The organism is Pseudomonas sp. RC10 (genome assembly GCF_038397775.1).
GTDB classification, from domain to species: Bacteria; Pseudomonadota; Gammaproteobacteria; order Pseudomonadales; family Pseudomonadaceae; genus Aquipseudomonas; species Aquipseudomonas bambusae.
In genome coordinates this window covers 293,122-314,606 of sequence record NZ_CP151650.1, presented here as the reverse complement: position 1 = coordinate 314,606, position 21,485 = coordinate 293,122, and the positions used below count along the sequence as shown (strand labels likewise).

The 21,485-nt window shown below is 58.1% G+C and carries 17 protein-coding genes, 2 tRNA genes and 1 rRNA gene; 14 read left to right on the top strand and 6 right to left on the bottom strand.

The genetic code is table 11. The features are described 5' to 3' along the window. Window positions 1-19 precede the first annotated feature (19 nt). The 5 genes from AAEO81_RS01450 to AAEO81_RS01430 form a co-directional block, all read right to left on the bottom strand. Window positions 20-95 (bottom strand) — tRNA-Ala (locus AAEO81_RS01450). Between the two features lie 7 nt (window positions 96-102). Continuing rightward, window positions 103-179: transfer RNA gene (locus tag AAEO81_RS01445), tRNA-Ile, on the bottom strand. 125 nt (window positions 180-304) lie between these two features. Then, window positions 305-1,841: ribosomal RNA gene (locus AAEO81_RS01440) — 16S ribosomal RNA — on the bottom strand. 600 nt (window positions 1,842-2,441) lie between these two features. Then, window positions 2,442-3,662, bottom strand: a complete 1,221-nt coding sequence (locus AAEO81_RS01435; RefSeq protein WP_341961210.1) for a CaiB/BaiF CoA-transferase family protein — start codon at window positions 3,660-3,662, stop codon at window positions 2,442-2,444. 10 nt (window positions 3,663-3,672) lie between these two features. Then, entirely contained in the window at window positions 3,673-4,854 is a 1,182-nt protein-coding gene (locus AAEO81_RS01430) for an acyl-CoA dehydrogenase (RefSeq protein ID WP_341961209.1), read from the bottom strand. Between the two features lie 174 nt (window positions 4,855-5,028). Between AAEO81_RS01430 and AAEO81_RS01425 the strand changes: the two genes are divergently transcribed. The 10 genes from AAEO81_RS01425 (at window position 5,029) to AAEO81_RS01380 (ending at window position 14,960) form a co-directional block, all read left to right on the top strand. Beyond that, entirely contained in the window at window positions 5,029-5,925 is an 897-nt protein-coding gene (locus AAEO81_RS01425; RefSeq protein ID WP_341961208.1) for a LysR family transcriptional regulator, read from the top strand. Window positions 5,926-6,362: 437 nt separating this feature from the next. Further along, complete coding sequence (locus AAEO81_RS01420; RefSeq protein WP_341961207.1) at window positions 6,363-7,484, top strand: Re/Si-specific NAD(P)(+) transhydrogenase subunit alpha; 1,122 nt, start codon at window positions 6,363-6,365, stop codon at window positions 7,482-7,484. Window positions 7,485-7,495: 11 nt separating this feature from the next. After that, window positions 7,496-7,819 carry an NAD(P) transhydrogenase subunit alpha gene (locus AAEO81_RS01415; protein WP_341961206.1) on the top strand — a complete coding sequence of 108 codons (324 nt, stop codon included), beginning with the start codon at window positions 7,496-7,498 and terminating at the stop codon, window positions 7,817-7,819. Continuing rightward, entirely contained in the window at window positions 7,819-9,264 is a 1,446-nt protein-coding gene (locus tag AAEO81_RS01410; protein WP_341961205.1) for an NAD(P)(+) transhydrogenase (Re/Si-specific) subunit beta, read from the top strand. Before AAEO81_RS01415 ends, AAEO81_RS01410 begins: the two co-directional genes overlap by 1 nt. A gap of 188 nt (window positions 9,265-9,452) precedes the next feature. Then, a complete protein-coding gene (locus AAEO81_RS01405) occupies window positions 9,453-10,946 on the top strand; it encodes an acetyl-CoA hydrolase/transferase family protein (protein ID WP_341961204.1) in 1,494 nt (497 codons plus the stop codon). A gap of 319 nt (window positions 10,947-11,265) precedes the next feature. After that, window positions 11,266-11,481 (top strand): DUF1127 domain-containing protein, encoded by a 216-nt coding sequence (locus AAEO81_RS01400; protein WP_166593833.1) that lies wholly within the window; start codon window positions 11,266-11,268, stop codon window positions 11,479-11,481. Between the two features lie 435 nt (window positions 11,482-11,916). Next, on the top strand, window positions 11,917-12,234 hold the full coding sequence (locus AAEO81_RS01395; protein ID WP_166593834.1) for a DUF2388 domain-containing protein: 318 nt from the start codon (window positions 11,917-11,919) through the stop codon (window positions 12,232-12,234). Window positions 12,235-12,340: 106 nt separating this feature from the next. Continuing rightward, window positions 12,341-12,646 carry a DUF2388 domain-containing protein gene (locus AAEO81_RS01390; RefSeq protein WP_166593835.1) on the top strand — a complete coding sequence of 102 codons (306 nt, stop codon included), beginning with the start codon at window positions 12,341-12,343 and terminating at the stop codon, window positions 12,644-12,646. Window positions 12,647-12,681: 35 nt separating this feature from the next. Further along, on the top strand, window positions 12,682-13,002 hold the full coding sequence (locus AAEO81_RS01385; protein WP_166593836.1) for a DUF2388 domain-containing protein: 321 nt from the start codon (window positions 12,682-12,684) through the stop codon (window positions 13,000-13,002). Further along, a complete protein-coding gene (locus tag AAEO81_RS01380; protein WP_341961202.1) occupies window positions 12,999-14,960 on the top strand; it encodes a DUF4105 domain-containing protein in 1,962 nt (653 codons plus the stop codon). The genes AAEO81_RS01385 and AAEO81_RS01380 overlap by 4 nt, the downstream gene beginning before the upstream one ends. Window positions 14,961-15,049: 89 nt before the next feature. Here AAEO81_RS01380 and AAEO81_RS01375 read toward each other — a convergent pair whose 3' ends face one another. Further along, complete coding sequence (locus AAEO81_RS01375) at window positions 15,050-15,451, bottom strand: GFA family protein (protein ID WP_341961201.1); 402 nt, start codon at window positions 15,449-15,451, stop codon at window positions 15,050-15,052. A gap of 469 nt (window positions 15,452-15,920) precedes the next feature. Here AAEO81_RS01375 and AAEO81_RS01370 point away from each other — a divergent pair, with 469 nt between their 5' ends. The 4 genes from AAEO81_RS01370 to AAEO81_RS01355 all read left to right on the top strand — a co-directional run bounded on the left by AAEO81_RS01370 (window position 15,921) and on the right by AAEO81_RS01355 (window position 21,484). Next, window positions 15,921-17,228, top strand: a complete 1,308-nt coding sequence (locus AAEO81_RS01370) for a CitMHS family transporter (RefSeq protein ID WP_341961200.1) — start codon at window positions 15,921-15,923, stop codon at window positions 17,226-17,228. Window positions 17,229-17,293: 65 nt separating this feature from the next. Then, window positions 17,294-18,061: a TerC family protein gene (locus AAEO81_RS01365; protein WP_166593840.1), complete on the top strand. Its 768-nt coding sequence runs from the start codon at window positions 17,294-17,296 to the stop codon at window positions 18,059-18,061. A 329-nt stretch (window positions 18,062-18,390) separates the two neighbouring features. Next, on the top strand, window positions 18,391-20,034 hold the full coding sequence (locus AAEO81_RS01360; RefSeq protein WP_166593841.1) for a Na/Pi cotransporter family protein: 1,644 nt from the start codon (window positions 18,391-18,393) through the stop codon (window positions 20,032-20,034). Window positions 20,035-20,101: 67 nt separating this feature from the next. Then, window positions 20,102-21,484 carry a pitrilysin family protein gene (locus AAEO81_RS01355; protein ID WP_341961199.1) on the top strand — a complete coding sequence of 461 codons (1,383 nt, stop codon included), beginning with the start codon at window positions 20,102-20,104 and terminating at the stop codon, window positions 21,482-21,484. The last annotated feature ends 1 nt before the right edge of the window (window position 21,485 follow it).

Sequence of the window (21,485 nt, the reverse complement as noted above, 5' to 3'; positions counted from 1 at the left end):
TGCGATTTCAGAAGCAGTATGGTGGAGCCAAGCGGGATCGAACCGCTGACCTCCTGCGTGCAAGGCAGGCGCTCTCCCAGCTGAGCTATGGCCCCGGGAAACTGGTAGGTCTGGGCAGATTTGAACTGCCGACCTCACCCTTATCAGGGGTGCGCTCTAACCAACTGAGCTACAGACCTAAATCTTGATGCAAACCGCGATCAAGCTTGAAGCTTGTAGCTCAAAGCTTGGAGCTGCTTCTATCGTCTTCTTCAATGAATCAAGCAATTCGTGTGGGAACTTGCGAAGAAGCTGAGTCTTCGATTAAGGAGGTGATCCAGCCGCAGGTTCCCCTACGGCTACCTTGTTACGACTTCACCCCAGTCATGAATCACACCGTGGTAACCGTCCCCCCGAAGGTTAGACTAGCTACTTCTGGTGCAACCCACTCCCATGGTGTGACGGGCGGTGTGTACAAGGCCCGGGAACGTATTCACCGCGACATTCTGATTCGCGATTACTAGCGATTCCGACTTCACGCAGTCGAGTTGCAGACTGCGATCCGGACTACGATCGGTTTTATGGGATTAGCTCCACCTCGCGGCTTGGCAACCCTTTGTACCGACCATTGTAGCACGTGTGTAGCCCAGGCCGTAAGGGCCATGATGACTTGACGTCATCCCCACCTTCCTCCGGTTTGTCACCGGCAGTCTCCTTAGAGTGCCCACCTTAACGTGCTGGTAACTAAGGACAAGGGTTGCGCTCGTTACGGGACTTAACCCAACATCTCACGACACGAGCTGACGACAGCCATGCAGCACCTGTCTCAGTGTTCCCGAAGGCACCAAACCATCTCTGGTAAGTTCACTGGATGTCAAGGCCTGGTAAGGTTCTTCGCGTTGCTTCGAATTAAACCACATGCTCCACCGCTTGTGCGGGCCCCCGTCAATTCATTTGAGTTTTAACCTTGCGGCCGTACTCCCCAGGCGGTCAACTTAATGCGTTAGCTGCGCCACTAAAATCTCAAGGATTCCAACGGCTAGTTGACATCGTTTACGGCGTGGACTACCAGGGTATCTAATCCTGTTTGCTCCCCACGCTTTCGCACCTCAGTGTCAGTATGAGCCCAGGTGGTCGCCTTCGCCACTGGTGTTCCTTCCTATATCTACGCATTTCACCGCTACACAGGAAATTCCACCACCCTCTGCCCTACTCTAGCTTGCCAGTTTTGGATGCAGTTCCCAGGTTGAGCCCGGGGATTTCACATTCAACTTAACAAACCACCTACGCGCGCTTTACGCCCAGTAATTCCGATTAACGCTTGCACCCTCTGTATTACCGCGGCTGCTGGCACAGAGTTAGCCGGTGCTTATTCTGTCGGTAACGTCAAAATTGCAGAGTATTAATCAGCAACCCTTCCTCCCAACTTAAAGTGCTTTACAATCCGAAGACCTTCTTCACACACGCGGCATGGCTGGATCAGGCTTTCGCCCATTGTCCAATATTCCCCACTGCTGCCTCCCGTAGGAGTCTGGACCGTGTCTCAGTTCCAGTGTGACTGATCATCCTCTCAGACCAGTTACGGATCGTCGCCTTGGTGAGCCATTACCTCACCAACTAGCTAATCCGACCTAGGCTCATCTGATAGCGTGAGGTCCGAAGATCCCCCACTTTCTCCCGTAGGACGTATGCGGTATTAGCGTTCCTTTCGAAACGTTGTCCCCCACTACCAGGCAGATTCCTAGGCATTACTCACCCGTCCGCCGCTGAATCAGGGAGCAAGCTCCCTTCATCCGCTCGACTTGCATGTGTTAGGCCTGCCGCCAGCGTTCAATCTGAGCCATGATCAAACTCTTCAGTTCAATACTGCAATCGGGTTTTGAGAAAACCCTATAAACTTGGCTCAGCAATCGTTGGTTAAACCATGATTTCTCGTGGAGTAACTTGCGATGCTGATAATCAGTTGACTTCAGTCTTACAGCACAAGCACCCACACGAATTGCTTGATTCAATTGTTAAAGAGCGGTTGGTTAAGAGCTTTTCGTCTCAACCGAGGCGCGCATTCTACAGCAGCGTCTCAATCTGTCAAGCGGTTATTTTCAGAAGTTTTCAAAGTTTCCTTATCAACTTCAACCACTTGCGCTTCGTTCGACTTGGCGTCTCATGTCAGCGGGAGGCGAATTCTACAGCGTTACAACCTGCTGTCAACCACCTTTTTCACCGCTGTCGATTCAGACACCAGAACCGAAGCACTTCCTCGCCATCCTGAACCTGTAACTCATTGATCTTCAAGAAGTTTTCGGTTCCGACTGCGCCGGAAGTGGGGCGAATTATAGACACATCCGGAGGGGCGTCAACACTTAATTTCAAATTTATGTCAAAAAACCAAAACATGAGCAAAATCAGCGAGTTCCTTCTGTTTATATAGGGCAGCACTCCTGACGCCCTATATAGAAGAGTCGCTAAAGCACGCCAGCCTCACGCAAGGCCATAACAGTCTCGCCCGATAGCCCTAATAGATGGGTCAGAACCTCCGACGTATGTTCCCCCAACAACGGTGGCGCTCGGCGATACTCCACCGGCGTACCCGACAACCGAATAGGGCTGGCCACCTGAGGCACTGTTCCACCTAAGGCGTGAGGCAGCTCAATCCTCAAACCTCGCGCCTGAACCTGCGGGTCGGCAAACACCTGAGCCACACCATTGATGGGGCCACACGGAACACCCGCCCTTTCAAGCGCAGTCACCCACTCAGCCGTTGTCTTGAAGACTGTCGCCTGGCGGATCAGGGGAATCAGCTCAGCCCGATGCGCCACACGCTGCTTGTTGGTGGCGAAGCGCGGATCGTCAGCCCATTGCGCCTGACCAGCAACTTCCGCGAACTTACGGAACTGACTGTCGTTTCCTACGGTAAGAATGAAGTCGCCATCGGCAGTGGGAAAATCCTGGTACGGCACGATGTTCGGATGCGCATTTCCCAGACGGCGAGGTGGTGTGCCCGTTGTCAGGTAATTCATGGCCTGATTCGCCAGGCACGCGACTTGAACATCCAGCAGAGCCATGTCGATATGTTGGCCAACGCCACCCTGATCCCGATGGGCGAGGGCGGCCAGAATGGCTGACGTCGAATACAGCCCAGTCAAAATGTCGGTCAGAGCGACCCCGACCTTCACGGGCCCGGCACCGTCTTCGCCCTCAGGTCGACCGGTCAGGCTCATCAATCCACCGAGCCCCTGGATCATAAAGTCATAGCCCGCGCGCTTTGCGTAAGGGCCGGTCTGCCCGAACCCTGTGATCGAGCAATAGATCAGCCGCGGGTTCTCGACTTGCAGCGACGCGTAGTCCAAGCCATACGCCTTGAGCCCACCGACCTTGAAATTCTCAATGAGGATGTCTGACTTTGCCGCCAGCTCACGCACCAGCTTCTGACCTTCCGGCCGTGTGAAGTCGATCGTGACGGACTGCTTGTTCCGATTGGCCGACAGGTAATAGGCAGCCTCGGACGTGTTCTCGCCCCTTGGGTCCTTCAAAAAAGGAGGCCCCCAGGCCCGCGTATCGTCCCCATTGCCAGGGCGCTCGATCTTAATCACGTCGGCACCCAGATCTGCGAGTATCTGGCCCGCCCACGGACCAGCTAAAACGCGAGATAGGTCCAGCACCCGCAAATGCGATAGCGCGCCCATGACTGGCTCCTTAATAGAAAGCCTGAATGCCAGTCTGCGCACGCCCAAGAATCAGCGCATGCACGTCGTGCGTCCCTTCGTAGGTGTTCACCACCTCCAGGTTCACCAGATGACGGGCAATGCCGAACTCGTCAGAGATACCATTACCGCCAAGCATGTCCCGAGCCATGCGTGCGATGTCCAGCGACTTGCCGCAGGAGTTGCGCTTCATGATCGACGTGATTTCCACCGCCGCAGTGCCTTCGTCCTTCATACGTCCCAAACGCAGGCAGCCTTGCAGGGCGAGCGTGATTTCAGTCTGCATGTCGGCGAGTTTTTTCTGGATCAGCTGATTGGCTGCCAGAGGACGCCCGAACTGTTGACGATCCAGCGTGTACTGGCGAGCGGTGTGCCAGCAGAACTCAGCCGCGCCCAATGCGCCCCAAGAGATGCCATAACGCGCAGAGTTCAGGCAGGTGAACGGCCCCTTCAAGCCGCGCACATCCGGGAAAATGTTTTCTTCAGGGACGAACACGTTATCCATCACGATTTCACCCGTGATGGAGGCACGCAAACCGACCTTCCCGTGGATAGCCGGAGCGCTCAGGCCTTGCCAGCCTTTTTCGAGCACGAAGCCACGGATATCACCGGCATCGTCTTTGCCCCAAACCACGAACACGTCAGCAATCGGGCTGTTGGTGATCCACATCTTGCTGCCAGTGAGGCGATAGCCGCCGTCGACCTTGCGGGCACGGGTGATCATCGCACCCGGATCGGAACCATGGTTCGGCTCGGTCAGGCCGAAGCACCCAATCCACTCGCCAGACGCCAGCTTGGGCAGATACTTCTGCTTTTGCGCTTCGGTGCCGAATTCATTGATCGGCACCATCACCAGCGATGACTGCACACTCATCATTGAGCGATAGCCAGAATCCACGCGTTCCACTTCGCGAGCAATCAGGCCGTAACAGACGTAGTTCAGGCCACTACCACCGTATTGCTCAGGAATAGTCGCGCCCAACAGGCCGACCTCGCCCATTTCGCGAAAGATCGCAGGGTCGGTTTGCTCATGACGAAACGCTTCAAGGACGCGGGGGGCGAGTTTGTCTTGGGCGAACTGCTCGGCGCTGTCGCGAACCATGCGCTCTTCTTCAGTGAGCTGCTGGTCCAGCAACAGGGGATCAATCCAGTTGAAGCTTGCCTTACCGCCCATGACGTTCTCCTCGCTAAATGATGTTCCCGGACATTGCCGGGAAAAGTCGTGGGTTGATGCTAGGCGCGGATCAGCCCATAGGCAAACGACGATTTTGCATACTCTTGTGCTAATTTCTCACTCCGAGAATGTGCAAAGCGCCATATCTCAAGCCAATGAGTGAGGTTCAGGTACATGCGCCGCAAAATCCCCAGCACCGCCGCACTGGTTAGCTTCGAGGCTGCAGCGCGTCATGAAAGCTTTACCAAGGCTGCGGATGAGCTTTCGCTCACGCAAAGCGCCATTTGCCGACAGATTGGCGGCCTGGAAGAATTCTTGAATGTGGAACTGTTCCGACGCTCACGAAGGGGCGTGAAGCTGACAGAAGCAGGCCTTTCCTACAGCCGCCGTGTCGCGACCCAACTCGATGCAGTTGAACGGGACACGCTCTCCGTCATGGGCCATCAAGGCGCGAACGTGATTGAACTCGCCGTGGTTCCAACCTTCGGAACTCAATGGCTGCTGCCTCGCCTCAAGGACTTTCAGCAACAGAACCCCGACGTCACGATCAATCTGACCAACCGGACGCGGCCGTTCCTGTTCGCGGACACCGACTTTGACGCCGCCATCTATTTCGGCGATGCCGACTGGTCCGGTACGGAATCTCATCGTTTGATGAGCGAAAACCCCATGCCGGTTTGTAGTCCTGCTTTGCTGGGCAACAAATCCCGACTCAGCGCACGTGAATTATCGGAAATGCCGTTGCTGCAACAGACCACGCGGCCCTACGCATGGCGACAGTGGTTTGGCTCGGCAGACATGAATGTGGCCCGCGACATGACAGGCGCGCGATACGAGCTATTCTCCATGCTCGCTCAGGCGGCCATGCATGACATGGGAGTCGCGCTGATTCCACCTTTTCTGATCCAGCGAGAACTGGCCGAAAAGCGACTGGTGATAGCGAACCCGCATGCACTCTCAAGCTTAAAAGCCTATTACCTGATGATTCCGGAGAGAAAAGTCGAATCCGCATCATTGAAAGCCTTTCGGGACTGGCTGGTGCAACAGGCTGAAACCTACGCCCTGCCTTGATTTGCGCCTGATTCTACTCAAATGCTGACTCTGTAGTTAGCAAATCTAAAGCGCTACAGATATCTCCGAATGTCGCATTTAAGAAACACCTCTGTTCTTTATACAAAACACGCTGAAGGCTTTGATGTGCGTGGCTTTCAGCCTGATTACCCCTCACTTTCATGAGGGTCTTTAAAAAAAGTCAAAAATTCTCCTGTATCGCTACAGGCCTTTAAATATGTGGCCTGTAGCAGTTTATTGCGTCAAACGGTCACAGGGTGACTTGTAGTTAAGTACGCGTCGCGTTACAGAATTCCTTGAAGCCCCCGAATTCCGCCTGCAAAATGCCGCGCCCCCGTCTTGTCTAGCGGGGACGTGGTGATCGCTGCCCCAGACGCGCCATCCGCAGCGCGCTGGCCTATTTTCAAAAGATAAAAAGATCACGCAGGAGATTTGACGTGCACATTGGAGTCCCTCTAGAAACCCAGTCCGGTGAAACTCGGGTTGCTGCAACTCCGGAAACCATCAAGAAGCTCATTGGCCAGGGTCATAAGGTCACCGTCCAGTCAGGCGCCGGCATCACTGCCAGCGTCACGGACAGTGCCTATGAAACCGCCGGGGCTTCGATTGGCAGCGTTGCCGATGCCTTCGGCGCCGAGCTGATCCTCAAGGTCGTCGCGCCCAGCGACAGCGAGCTGGCTCTGATCAAGAGCGGGACCGTTGTCATCGGGATGCTCAACCCCTTCAACAACGAGATCATCGCCAAGATGGCCGAGCGCGGGATTACCGCCTTTGCCCTTGAAGCAGCGCCGCGCACCTCGCGCGCGCAAAGCCTCGATGTGCTGTCCTCGCAAGCCAACATTGCCGGTTACAAATCGGTTCTGCTGGCCGCGCATCACTACCCGCGCTTCATGCCGATGCTGATGACCGCTGCCGGTACGGTGAAGGCTGCCCGCGTGTTGATCCTCGGTGCAGGCGTTGCCGGTCTGCAGGCCATCGCCACCGCCAAACGCTTGGGTGCAGTGATCGAGGCCTCTGACGTCCGGCCTGCGGTGAAGGAGCAGATCGAGTCCCTCGGCGCCAAGTTCGTCGACGTGCCTTATGAGACTGATGAAGAGCGCGAAGCGGCGGTCGGTGTGGGCGGTTATGCGCGTCCGATGCCAGCCAGTTGGATGCAGCGCCAGGCCGTGGCCGTTCACGAGCGTGCCAAGCAGGCGGACATCGTGATCACCACCGCACTGATTCCCGGTCGCAAGGCACCGGTGCTGTTGAGCGCAGAAACGGTCTCGCAGATGAAGCCAGGCTCGGTGGTCATTGACCTCGCGGCAGCCCAGGGCGGCAACTGCCCGCTGACCGTCGCGGACCAGGTGGTGATCGAGCACGGCGTGACCATCGTCGGCCACACCAACCTGCCTGCAATGGTTGCGGCTGACGCGTCCGCTCTTTATGCACGCAACCTGCTGGATTTCCTGAAGCTGGTCTTCACCAAGGAAGGCCAGTTCGAGATCAACCTCGAAGACGACATCGTCGCCGCGTGCCTGATGTGCCGCGACGGCCAGATTGTCCGCAAGAACGGCTGAGGATAAAAACAATGGAAGACATGCTGATCTCTCACGGCGTCTACAACCTGATCATCTTCGTGCTGGCGATCTACGTCGGCTACCACGTGGTCTGGAACGTCACCCCTGCGCTGCACACCCCGCTGATGGCCGTGACTAACGCCATTTCGGCGATCGTCATCGTCGGTGCCATGCTCGCTGCCGCACTGACCGTCACTCCGCTGGGGAAGACAATGGGCACCTTGGCGGTGGCACTGGCAGCCGTTAACGTGTTCGGTGGCTTTCTGGTCACCCGCCGCATGCTGGAAATGTTCAAGAAGAAGGCTCCGAAGAACAAAGCTGAGGATGCCAAGTAATGAGCATGAACCTCGTCACCCTGTTGTACCTCGTGTCAGCGATCTGCTTCATTCAGGCCCTTAAAGGCCTGTCGCACCCGACCACGTCGCGTCGCGGCAACCTGTTCGGCATGCTCGGCATGGGACTGGCGGTGCTGACCACGATCGGCCTGGTGTTCAAACTGGCAGCGCTGTCCACCGACGGCGCTAGCGCAGGCATCGGTTACATCATCGTGGGCTTGTTGGTCGGCGGCACCGCCGGTTCGATCATGGCCAAGCGCGTTGAAATGACCAAGATGCCGGAGTTGGTGGCCTTCATGCACAGCATGATTGGTCTGGCGGCAGTGTTCATTGCCATCGCGGCCGTGGTCGAACCGCAGTCGCTGGGCATCGTTGCGCACTTGGGCGAATCGATTCCGACCGGCAACCGCCTGGAGCTATTCCTGGGCGCAGCCATCGGCGCGATCACCTTCTCGGGTTCGGTCATCGCCTTTGGCAAGCTGTCGGGCAAGTACAAGTTCCGCCTGTTTCAGGGCGCTCCTGTGCAGTTCGCAGGTCAGCACAAGTTGAACCTGATTCTGGGACTGGCCACGTTGTTCTTCGGCCTGACGTTCATGTTCACCGGCAGCCTGTTCGCCTTCAGCGTCATGCTGATCCTGGCGTTCGTGATCGGCGTGTTGCTGATCATCCCGATTGGGGGCGCGGACATGCCCGTGGTCGTGTCGATGCTCAACAGCTACTCGGGCTGGGCAGCGGCCGGTATCGGCTTCTCGTTGAACAACTCGATGCTGATCATCGCAGGCTCCCTGGTGGGCTCAAGCGGTGCGATTCTGTCCTACATCATGTGCAAGGCCATGAACCGCTCGTTCTTCAACGTGATCGGCGGCGGCTTCGGCGGCGCGGCAGACGCAGGTGCAGCCGACGGTGCGAAAGAAGCCCGTCCGGTGAAATCCGGTTCGGCTGATGACGCGACTTTCCTGCTGACCAACGCAGACACCGTAATCATCGTTCCTGGCTACGGTCTGGCAGTGGCACGTGCCCAGCACGCCCTGAAAGAGCTGACCGAGAAGCTGACCCACGCTGGCGTGACCGTGAAGTATGCCATCCACCCGGTGGCCGGGCGGATGCCGGGCCACATGAACGTCCTGCTCGCCGAAGCCGAAGTGCCTTACGACCAAGTGTTCGAGATGGAAGACATCAACTCCGAGTTCGGTCAGGCCGACGTGGTGCTGGTGCTCGGTGCCAACGACGTGGTCAATCCGGCAGCGAAGAACGATCCCAAGTCGCCGATCGCGGGCATGCCGATCCTCGAAGCCTTCAAAGCTAAAACCATCATCGTCAACAAGCGCTCGATGGCCAGCGGCTATGCCGGTCTGGACAACGAACTGTTCTACCTCGACAAAACCATGATGGTGTTCGGTGACGCGAAGAAGGTCATCGAAGACATGGTCAAAGCCGTCGAATAAGGCTCTGGCCTGCGGCTAAACAAACCCTCGACGCGTGTATCGGTCGAGGGTTTTTTACATCTTCTGTAACAGTGTTTTACGCTGGGAGCCGCCGTTTAGAGCCTCCAATACGACCTAAGTCATGGGACGCGTCATACCCAACTCTCTAGACTTTGCTGCTCGCATCCTTGTCTTGAGATAAGAACACCATGCACCGTGAACGTATTCGCCTGCCGTCTTTGATGAGTAAGGTAATGAGCGCGGCCGACGCCGCTTCCCTGATCAAAGACGGCATGACCGTCGGCATGAGCGGCTTTACCCGCGCAGGCGAAGCCAAGGCCGTACCCAAGGCGCTGGCTGAGCGCGCCAAGGTGTCGCCACTGAAGATCAGCCTGATGACCGGCGCCAGCCTGGGCAACGATCTCGACAAGCAGCTGACCGAAGCGGGCGTGCTGTCCCGCCGCATGCCGTTTCAAGTCGACAGCACCTTGCGCAAGGCGATCAACGATGGCTCGGTGATGTTCATCGACCAACACCTCTCCGACACGGTCGAGCAGCTGCGCAATCGCCAGATCAAGCCGGTGGACATTGCGGTCATCGAATGCGTGGCGATCACCGAAGAAGGTCATCTGGTGCTGAGCTCGTCCGTGGGCAACTCGGCCAGCTTCGCAATCCTCGCCGAGCAAGTGATCATTGAGATCAACATCGCACAGCCTCTGGCGCTCGAAGGCTTGCACGACATCTATATACCCACTTACCGCCCGACGCGCCTGCCGATTCCGGTGCTCAAGGCTGACAGCCGAATTGGCAGCCACGCCGTGAAAATCGACCCGGCTAAGATCGTAGGCATCGTGTTCAGTGATCAGGCTGACTCACCTTCAACTGTACTGCCTGCTGACGAGGAAACTCAGGCCATCGCCGGGCATTTAGTGGAATTCTTCAAAAACGAAGTGCGCCAGAACCGTCTGACCAATCAATTGATGCCGCTGCAAGCGGGCGTCGGCACCATCGCCAACGCGGTGATGACCGGCCTGATCGACTCGCCGTTCCACGGCATGGCAATGTATTCGGAGGTATTGCAGGATTCCACGTTCGATCTGTTCGAAGCCGGGAAGCTGGACTTCGCCTCGGGTTGCTCAATGACCCTGTCAGAACGCAAGCACAATGCGGTCTACGACAACCTTGAGCAGTACAGACCGAAACTGTTATTGCGCCCGCAGGAAATCTCCAACCACCCCGAGGTCGTTCGACGCCTCGGGATCATCGGCATCAACACTGCGCTGGAGTTCGACCTGTACGGCAACGTGAACTCCACCCACGTTGGCGGCACACGGATGATGAACGGGATCGGTGGCTCCGGCGACTTTGCCCGCAACGCGCATCTGGCGATCTTCGTTACCAAGTCGATCGCCAAGGGCGGTGCGATTTCCAGCGTGGTGCCGATGGTCAGCCACGTCGATCACACCGAGCACGACGTTGACATTCTGGTCACCGAACATGGACTCGCCGACCTGCGCGGTCTGGCCCCTCGCGAACGCGCTCGCGTGATCATCGATAACTGCGTGCACCCCGCATACCGCGAGGCGTTGAATGATTATTTCCGTCGAGCTTGCGCCATGGGTGGCCACACCCCTCACGTGCTGCGCGATGCACTCAGTTGGCACCTTAACCTCGAAGAAACCGGCCGCATGCTGGCGGTTTGAGAAAACAGTTTGGAATTGGCGATGACCTTTCGTCGCCGCTTCTGGCGGGCTGAACGCCATTCTGGCAAAAACTGTACTGCTGTACCGGTTGTTTTCAGGGTCGAAAACACAGATCTCACCATTTCAACGCACAAAATGCCCCATTTCGGTGCTTACCGGTACAGTTGCCCCATATATGAACAAAACAGTGCCCCTTCACAGTTAACTGGAGCAGCACAATACAAGTGAACTGTGTCTGGAGAGAGCAGGGCAACGAGAGGAAGATGGGCACCAATCAAGTCACTATCTAATCCCGCCACAAGCGGAAGGAAGAAGCACCATGGAACGCACCGTAAGTTCCGAACTGTTCTACGAAGAAACCGCAAAATCCGCTCAAGGCTCCCTGCCGCTGCGCATGTTCGCCAACCTGATGCTCTGGCAGCGCCGTCTGTCCAGCCGCCACCAGCTGGCACGTCTGGATGCTCGTCTGCTGGCTGACGCCGGTATCAGCGAATCCCAGCGTTACGAAGAGCTGAGCAAGCCGTTCTGGCGCTAAGTTAGCGTCTGCTGGTCCCAGGCTACGAGCCTCTCACCAGCAACCCGAATTGTTCAAACGAAACCCGTCGCAGGTGACTGCTGACGGGTTTCGTCGTTTCTGGGTCTTGATATCCGGGAAAGGGCCGCCATAGCTATTCGACCTGCCAGCAACAGTCTTTTGGATGATGCCGCCGTAGAGAAGCTTTGGCGCCAAGGACGAAAAACTGCCAACAGGTACAGTTTTTAAAAATCATATGAGTACAGGTACAGTGCCGTAGCCGTGCGGCTTCCAGCGGTGCGGGAGGACCACTCTTTGCGAGCTGGCATTTAGCCGTTCTGGTTCTCCCGGTCCCGCATACGCTAGTCTTGCACCACTTTCTGTACCCATCGCTGTCAGACCGTTCCGCTCATTCGCCGATGTGGTTTTAGATTTCCCCTTCCTTGGAGTTCACATATGTCACGTCTTCGCCTGCTGAGCGCTGCAGCCCTTTTGATTGCGGCCACTGGCGCTCAGGCGTCCAGCTTCGTGGTCACTACCGATACCCTCGTGCGTGCACTGGACGCTTCGTCCAACGCCACGTCGAAAATTTCGTCGTCTTTCCATGACGACAAAATCGTTTTGGCCGCACGTGACGATGCCGCCAGCTTCGTGGCAAGCAATGGCGATATTCGTGGCGTGCATCTGGAAGGCGCGTTTCAACACATTCGCGAAGTCAGCCCCGGCCTGAACGCCACTGACGCACAACTGGCTCAAGCCATTCTGGCGATCTGATTCAGCCCCGCGACAGCTTTCATACCGCTTGCCCCGACACCTTCACTGGCTCTGGCCGGGGCATTTGCGCTAGCCTTGCGACTCGTTTTCCGAATACCGAAGACTCATGCGTTCATTGTCTCGCCTGTTGTTTGCAGCGACTGTCAGCCTGATGGGTAGCACCCAGGCTCATGCGTTCGACACAACCACTCAAAGCTTGATCAAAAGCGGGTACGCCACCAGCCAAGTGACGACCGGGCCTTTCGAGAACAAACTGATACTTGCCGCCCAGGATGATGCAGCAGCGTTCATTGCCACTGATGGCCAACTGCGAGGAGCACAACTGGAGTCGGCATTGATATACCTACGTCAAACCTCTCCAAAACTTCATGCAAGCGACCTTGAACTGGCGCAAGCAATCCTCGTCCAATAGTCACTTTTTGCATCCCCGTATTTTGGAGACGTTCCATGCGTACCCCGCTGATCGCCGCTGCCCTTGGTTTGCTGCTGCTGACCGATATGGCACAGGCTCAAACCCTCAAGGCCACCAGTAACATTGTTGTCCGCGCCTTGGGCCGCAGTGTCGATTTCACTTCCGATACCACATCCTCCGTTCGCAACTGGAAACTGATCGTCGAAGCTCAAGACGACGCCGCCAGCTACGTCGCCAGCAACGGCAACATCCATGGCGCTCGTCTGGACGCTGCGTTTGTTACGTTGCGCGAGCGTCTGCCTGAAGCCCGCAATGCCTCCGATCAGGACCTCGCCGAGGCCATCCTCGCACTGTGAGCCGTCTGGCCGCCTGGCTGCTGGCGTCGGCGCTTTCGCTGATCTGCACAAGCGCCTTCGCCGATCTGAGCCTGTCGCTGCACACCGACGGGCTTGATGCCGCGCAACAGAAAGCCAGCCAGACGCTGCTCGACGAAGCCATGGCGCACCTGCCGCCAATGTTCATCAGCAAGCTGGACCGCAAGGTCGAAGTCCACTGGACGGATGACATGCCGTCCAATGCCTATGGCCGCGCTGACGGGCCTTACAGACTCGATCTGAATCAACACCTGCTGGCGGGGCTGACTGACGGCACTGCTGCCACCACCCGGACCAATCGCCCACACGGCACCGTGCGCGAAGAAATGCTGGCGACTGTGCTGCACGAGCTCACCCACATTTATGACCATGCCCAATTGTGGTCACCGGAAGAGCGCAAGCTGATCATCGCCTGCACCCGCCAAGCCAACAGCATGGGCAAAGTCGGCCTGCGCGACAGTTGTCGCGGCCAGACGGATCGGCATTTCACCTTCAGCGACGATCCGCGTCTGCTGGACCTCGCAGGCTGGCCGCAATATGTGGGTCGGCGAGGGGAGCGCGAAGAGCGCAACGGCCAAGTCGCGCGCAGCCCGGACATCTACGAAATCAGCAGCCCGCTTGAATTCGTTGCAGTGAACATGGAGTACTTCCTGCTCGACCCCGCGTATGCCTGCCGTCGGCCTTCGCTGTATGACTACTACAAGAAGCTGTTCAACTGGGCGCCTGCGTCCAAGGACGAATGCCCGACGTCTTACCCATACCTCAACGCAGGCAACGACTTCGCCCGCGAGCCACTCGGCAAACTCGATCCCGAACGCGTGTACGAGGTCGACTACCTGCTCGCCGAAGCCAACCAGAATCTGGTGAGTCGCTGGGGCCACAGCATGTTACGGCTGGTGATCTGCAAACCGGGTCGCCCCCGTGGGCCGGATTGCCGACTGGATCTGGATCAGCATCTGGTGCTGTCGTACCGCGCGTTCGTTAATGACCTGCAGCTGTCCAGTTGGAGCGGCCTGACCGGGGCCTATCCGTCGCGTCTGTTCGTGCTGCCGCTAGGGCAGGTCATCGATGAGTACACCAAGACCGAACTGCGCAGCCTGGCGTCGGTGCCGTTGAAACTCTCCCGTGAGCAAATCAACGGGTTGGTGCAGCACGCTGCCGAGATGCACTGGGCCTACGACGGCAACTATTGGTTCATCTCCAACAACTGTGCGGTTGAAAACCTCAAGTTGCTGCGCAGCGGTACTGACGATCCAAGGCTCGTCGGGTTGGACAGCATTTTGCCTAACGGCTTGCTGGAGGTGCTGAAGGGCAGGGGACTGGCGGACACCAGCGTGCTGGACGATCCGAAGAAGGCCTTGCGGATGGGCTACCGATTCGACTCCTATCGCGACCGTTATCAGGCGATGTTCGACGTGCTGCGCAAGACCACCGACGTGAAGGAAACAACGGTGGAAGACTGGCTGGGCTTGCCCGCGAAAGAACGCCAACCGTATTTCGCCAAGGCGGATTTACGCACCAGCGCGGCGATGTTGCTGCTGGAACAGGCGAGCATGCGCCGGCAGTTGCTGCTCGCACAGGACGAGGTGAAGCAGCGTTACCTCAGCGCGGTGGAACAGAAGGACAAAGGCGTTTCCAAGGCGACTGGCACGTTGCAGGACATTCTCGCGAACAGCGGCTTCCTCAGTCGCCCGGCTGAATTGCTCGGCAGCGGCGGTTATGGCCTGCCGCAAGAAGGCGAGTGGGGACGTCTGGAAGCGGAAAGCACCCAGCGTCAGCAGCAGTTGCAACGGCTGACGGGTGATCTGGACAAAGAGGTGAGGGCGCTGCTGGAGCCAGACCGCGCGGCCGAGATTGCAGCGACCGAGGAAAACCTCAAGCAGGTCGGCGAGCACCTGCGGGCGCTGCACAAAGCGGCGGGTGGGTTGGAATTGCCGTGATGGTCACGTTGTAACAGCGGGCTTGGCCGCGGCGGGTTCCTCAAAATCGCTGTCGACGGCGAGCCTGACCGCCACAAAGGTCGGCGAGCTTATACAGACTCGCCCCGTTCCCCCGGCAAATGCTCATCCAGATGCAGCCAAGGCAAGCGGTTGTCGGTCCAGATATGCCGTTCGGCAGCGGCCAGTTCGGATTGGTCGAGGGTGGCGATGGTGACGTCCATGGTCTCGGGGCTGTTTCGGGTGAACAGCGCGACCTGGGCCCCACAGTTATTGCAGAAATAACGCACGCACGTCGGGCTTGAGTCGTACGCCGCCGGACTGCCTGCCGTCCACGTGAACACCTCCATCGGCACGGTGATCCAGGTCACCACGATCCCGCCCGACGTCCGCCGACAGATCGAGCAGTGACAATGAGCGATGTCCCGCAAAGGCGCGTCGAGTTGATAGCGCAGGTTCCCGCAATGGCATCCGCCTGTGTGCCTTTCACTCATGTCGCATCTCCCGTTCGTGTTTAACGTCTGACTCTCGCAGGGGCGTTTTACTTCATCTTTCCTACAGCGATCAGCGGAAAGGCGTCGAAAGCTGGCTGAAAGCTAAGCCCTTTAGCATCCCCCCACCGCCGGCGACAGACCGGCCAAGCCAGGGCCGCACCTTTAAAAGCGGCCCGGCCCATCTACAACAACAATTCGGTGATTCTGATGCTCGCTTTCGCTCCGCAGTACCCCTCGCACGCTCTCCAACGCCACGCGCAGCTCGTCTTGAACTGATCGCCTCATAACGTCCCAGAGGGTGTAAGAACGTCACGAGCGAAGATGAGGCAAGGCAAAAACAGGCGAAAAAGCGGAGTCTAGGTGTTCTAAATGAGCATTTTTCGCCTGTTTTTAACGCAGCATCATCGAGCGCAGTAGTTATTACACACTCTGGTCCGTTCCCACGTCGCGTCACGTCCGGAGTATTTCTATGTTGACCTTCCTCGGCTTCGCCATGGTCGTTGCCTTCATGTACCTGATCATGAGCAAACGCCTGTCCGCGCTCATTGCCTTGATCATCGTACCTATCGTATTTGCGCTGTTCGGCGGCTTTGCCGCGGGTATCGGCCCGATGATGCTCGCCGGCATCACCAAACTCGCGCCGACCGGCGTGATGCTGATGTTCGCCATTCTCTACTTCGCGCTGATGATCGACTCAGGCCTGTTCGACCCGGCCGTGCGCAAGATCCTCAAGCTCGTCAAAGGTGACCCGGTCAAAGTGTCAGTCGGCACCGCCGTGTTGGCGTTGGTCGTCTCGCTGGACGGCGACGGTGCAACCACCTACATGATCTGTGTCGCAGCGATGCTGCCGCTGTACAGCCGCCTGGGCATGAGCCCGCGCATCATGGCGGGCCTGATCATCCTGGCGGGTGGCGTGATGAACATGACGCCGTGGGGTGGTCCGACCGCTCGCGCCGCCAGCGCTCTGCATGTCGACCCCTCCGATATTTTCGTGCCGATGATTCCGGCCATGCTTGCCGGTGTGATCGCGATTCTGGTGATCGCCTATTTCTACGGCAAACGCGAGCGCGCACGTCTGGGCGAATTGCATCTCCCAGGCGATGAGGTCGATCACAGTGAAATCAGTGTCTCGCAATTCCCCGACGCTCGCCGTCCCAAACTCATCTGGTTCAACGGTGCCTTGACCCTGGCGCTGATGGTCGCGCTGATCATGGGCCTGTTGCCACTGCCGGTGCTGTTCATGATCGCGTTCAGTATTGCGATGATCGTCAACTATCCCTGCCTGCAAGCGCAGAAGGATCGTGTCGCCGCCCATGCCGGTAGCGTGCTGGCAGTGGTCGGATTGATTTTCGCGGCGGGGATTTTCACCGGTATCCTGACCGGCACCGGTATGGTCGATGCGATGTCCAAAAGTCTGCTGGCGGTGATTCCGGACGCGATGGGGCCGTATCTCGCCGTCATTACCGCGATCGTCAGCATGCCGTTCACCTTCTTCATGTCCAACGATGCGTTTTACTATGGTGTCTTGCCGGTACTGTCCGAGGCCGCGTCGCATTACGGCATCACCCCGGTGGAAATGGCACGTGCCTCGATCGTCGGCCAGCCCGTCCACCTGTTGAGCCCACTGGTGCCATCGACTTATCTCTTGGTGGCCCTGGCGGGTATCGAATTTGGCGATCACCAGCGCTTTACCCTCAAGTGGGCCGTGCTGGTGTGCGTATGCATAATGGTCGCAGCGCTGCTGATGGGGATATTCCCGGTCTTCAGCAGTCTATAAGGCTCATTACTCCCCCGCTGGCGCGCGAGTGACAGCGGGATCTGACAAGCTCAAAGGAAAACCTAATGGAATGGCTGACCAACCCTGAGATCTGGGTTGCTTTCTTCACCCTGACTGCCCTGGAGATCGTTCTGGGGATCGACAACATCATCATGATCTCGATTCTGGTCAGCCGCATGCCCAAGGCGATGCAACCGCGCACCCGGATTTTCGGCCTCGCGCTGGCGATGGTCACGCGCATCCTGCTGTTGTTGTCGATCACCTGGGTCATGCGCCTGACGGACGACCTGTTCGTGGTGCTCGGCCAAGGCATCTCGGGCCGCGATCTGATCCTGTTCTTCGGTGGCCTGTTCCTGCTGTGGAAAAGCTCGCAAGAGATCTACCACGGCATGGAAGGCGAAGAGGAGGAGATCGACGAGCCGAAAGGCAAGGGCGGCATGTTCCTGTACACCATCATCCAGATCGCCATCATCGACATCGTGTTCTCGCTGGACTCGGTGATCACGGCGGTCGGCATGGTGTCTCATGTGCCGGTCATGGTCGCTGCGATCATCGTCGCCGTGCTGATCATGATGCTGTGCGCAGGGGTCATCAGCGACTTCATCGAGAAGCACCCTTCGCTGAAGATGCTGGCGCTGTCGTTCTTGATCGTGGTGGGTACGGTGCTGATCGCCGAGTCGTTCGACGTGCACGTGCCTAAAGGCTATGTGTACTTCGCCATGGCGTTCTCGCTGGCGGTGGAAGCGATCAACATCAAGATGCGCACCTCGATGGCCAAGAAGAAGGCGATGAAAGAGCCGGTGAAACTTCGCAAGGACGTTCCGGGTCAATAACATCCCGTGGGAGCGAACTCATTCGCGATGCGGACGTACAGCCGATACAAATGTGTTGGATGTCATAACCCATCGCGAATGAATTCGCTCCTACAGTTTGTTTCGGCGACGACTTGCCAAATGGCTGATTTGTGACAGATTTGTTTCAAGAAATAATCGTCTGTGCCATGCTGGCATTAAGGCTCCAAGCCGACTAAAAGCTTTAGTTGAGTGTGCTGACCACGTCAGATGGGCACGCGCTTTCGCTCGCTACACGCTGCACTTTCAATCCTTTGCCCATGAGTGCCGGCCAGGCTGGCCCGCCGGGCTACCAACAGGGGGCTTTCCGTATGCTGACCCTGCTCGATTTGCTTTCCGCCGTCGCGCTGTTGATCTGGGGCACGCACATCGTTCGGACCGGCATTCTGCGCGTCTATGGCACGCAGTTGCGCCGCGTGCTGAGCCAGAACATGTCCAAACGCCCGCTGGCCTTCGTCGCCGGGATTCTCGTCACCGCCCTAGTGCAAAGCAGTAACGCCACCGCCATGCTGGTGACGTCCTTCGTCGGCCAAAGCCTGATGGGGCTGACGCCTGCCTTGGCGATCATGCTCGGCGCCGACGTCGGCACGGCGGTGATGTCGCGAATCCTGACGTTCGACCTGTCGTGGCTCTCGCCGCTGCTGATCTTTCTCGGCGTTATCCTCTTCCTGTCGCGCAAACAGACCCGCGTCGGTCAGCTCGGCCGCGTCGGAATCGGCCTGGGGCTGATCATTCTGGCATTGCAGCTGATCGTCACTGCCGCCGCGCCGATCACCCAAGCGGCTGGTGTGAAAGTGCTGTTCGCCTCGCTGACCGGCGACTTGCTGCTCGACGCCTTGGTTGGCGCGATGTTCGCGCTGATTTCCTACTCCAGCCTCGCCGCTGTCCTGCTGACCGCCACGCTCGCAGGCGCTGAAATCATCGGCTTGCCGGTGGCGATTGGTCTGGTGATCGGCGCCAACATCGGCAGCGGTTTGCTGGCCTTCCTTAGCACCAGCATGCAGAACGTCGCCGGGCGTCAGGTCGCGCTGGGCAGCCTGCTGTACAAGCTGATCGGCCTGCTGCTGATCTTCCCCGTGCTGACACCACTGGTGCACTGGATGGAAACGCTGGACGCCAGCCCGTCGAGCCTGGTCATCAGTTTTCACGTGATCTACAACTCGCTGCGCTGCCTGATCATGCTGCCCACGGTTGGCCCGATGGGGCGACTGTGCGCGTCGCTCCTCCCTCAAGCGGCCGAGGTCAACGGTCAAAACAAGCCTCGTCATCTGGACCTGACCGCGCTGGCAACGCCGAGCCTGGCGCTGGCCAACGCCGTGCGAGAAACCCTGCGCATGGGCGACCTGATCGACAGCATGCTCAATGCGATGCAAGAGGTGCTGCGCGGTAACCAGACAGCGGTCACCCAAGAAGTCCGCCGCCTCAACGACGAAGTCGAGGTGCTGTACAACGCCATCAAACTTTACCTGGCGCAAATGCCGCGCGAAGATTTGAGTGATCAGGACAACCGCCGTTGGGCCGAAATCATCGAGCTGGCGATCAACCTCGAACTGGCCAGCGGCCTGATCGAGCGTATGCTGCGTAAGGTGCAGCAGCAGAAGACGTCACAACGCCGGTCGTTTTCCGACGTGGGACTGGAAGAACTCTCCGGGCTGCACGAGCAATTGATGGCAAACCTGCGTCTGGGCCTGTCGGTGTTCCTCAGCGGCGACCCGGAAAGTGCTCGTCAGTTGCTGCGCGAGAAACGTCGTTTCCGGGCACAGGAGCGACGCCTGGCCCATGCCCATGTCAGCAGACTGCAACGTAAAATCGTGCAGAGTATCGAGACCAGTTCGTTACACCTTGAGCTGATCGCTGACATGAAACGACTCAACTCACTGTTCTGCAGCAGCGCCTATGTCGTCCTCGAAACCTCAGACACTGGCGCCTTGTCCAGCGAAAGCCAGCCAGAGTAATCGCGGTGAACGCCGGGGCCGGTCAGCAGTCTGTTACACATACCGGCCCGCAAGGAAGCCCGTTTTTATGCGTTGCCTGCTGTTCGCTGTCCTGTTTCTGATATCCCTCCCGTCCATGGCGATAGACCGCTTTCAAGTGGAAGGCTATGTGTTGCCGAACGGTTTGCAACTGGTGCTCAAGCCTGCCGAAAAGGGTCATGTGTCGATTCGCCTGGTCGTGGGCATTGGCTTCGATGATTTCCCCTGCGCCGACAAAGAATTGCCGCACTTGCTGGAGCACTTGCTGTTTAGCGGCGTCGACGATTCCGGCGAAGGCGGGCTTGAACAGCAGATGCAGGCGCTGGGTGGCGAGTGGAACGCGTTCACCAGCAACACCGACACCACGTTCGTGATCGAGGCGCCCGCGCAAAATCAGCGTAAGGTGCTGGACCTGCTGATCAGTGTGCTGACGCACACGCAGATTACCCAAGCCAATCTGGACACTGTCAAACGCATCGTCGAGCGCGAAGACGGCGGGCATTACTCGCATTTGCAGCGCTGGCTGGATAAGCGCGACCTCGGCCACAGCGCCAGCAGTCAATTGGCGGTGGAGCTGGGCCTCAAATGCGCTGAGCGTCCGGAAGTCGATCACATCACGCTGGACCAGATCGAGTCCATCCACGACAACTGGTACGCGGCCAACAACATGACGCTGATCATCGTCGGTGACCTCGACAAGCTGCTACCCGCCTATCTGGAACGCACCTTCGGCCAGCTGAATGCCGTGGACCCGACCGAGCATCCGCCGCTGGCAACCATTACCGAAAAAGCCGACGCGGAGCGCACATTGATTCGCGGGGCATTGGGCGACGGCGCGAAGCTCCACTTGCTGTTTACTGAGCCGGACCTGGGCGACCAGCATGATGAGACCCTGGACTTGGTGAAGGCCTACCTGGACTGGGCGCTCTACAGCGAACTGCGTCTGAAGCAGGGGTATTCGTATGGGCCGTGGGCGGATCGCGAAGCGTTTGGCGACACGGGGTTTCTCAGCCTGAACGCCGATCTGGATCGGGATGATGTCGACGCGGCCGTCAGTGCTGTGCGCGGGATGCTGGAGCGGCTGCGCAAGGAAGGCATGGACCCGGCGACGTTTGCCCGGTTGCAGCAGGCGGCTATCGCCAAGGAGGCGTGGGCCGCTCAAGGCAACAGCGCGTTAGCGGATTATTACTGGGGCGCGATCAACGATTACGACGACGGCCGCTTCGACGACCCGACCAAACGCCTGCGCGGCGTGAGCCTGGATTTGGCGAACAGGGCCATGCGCCAGCTGTTGGCACAGCCAGGGTATCTGCGCATCGAGGAACCGCTGGTCAGTTATGACGAGTTGTACGAGATCGGCGTCGCATTAGCGGTATTGGCCGCGCTGCTGATCGCGTGGCGCTGGCGGGTGTACAGAAAACGACCGCTTTGAT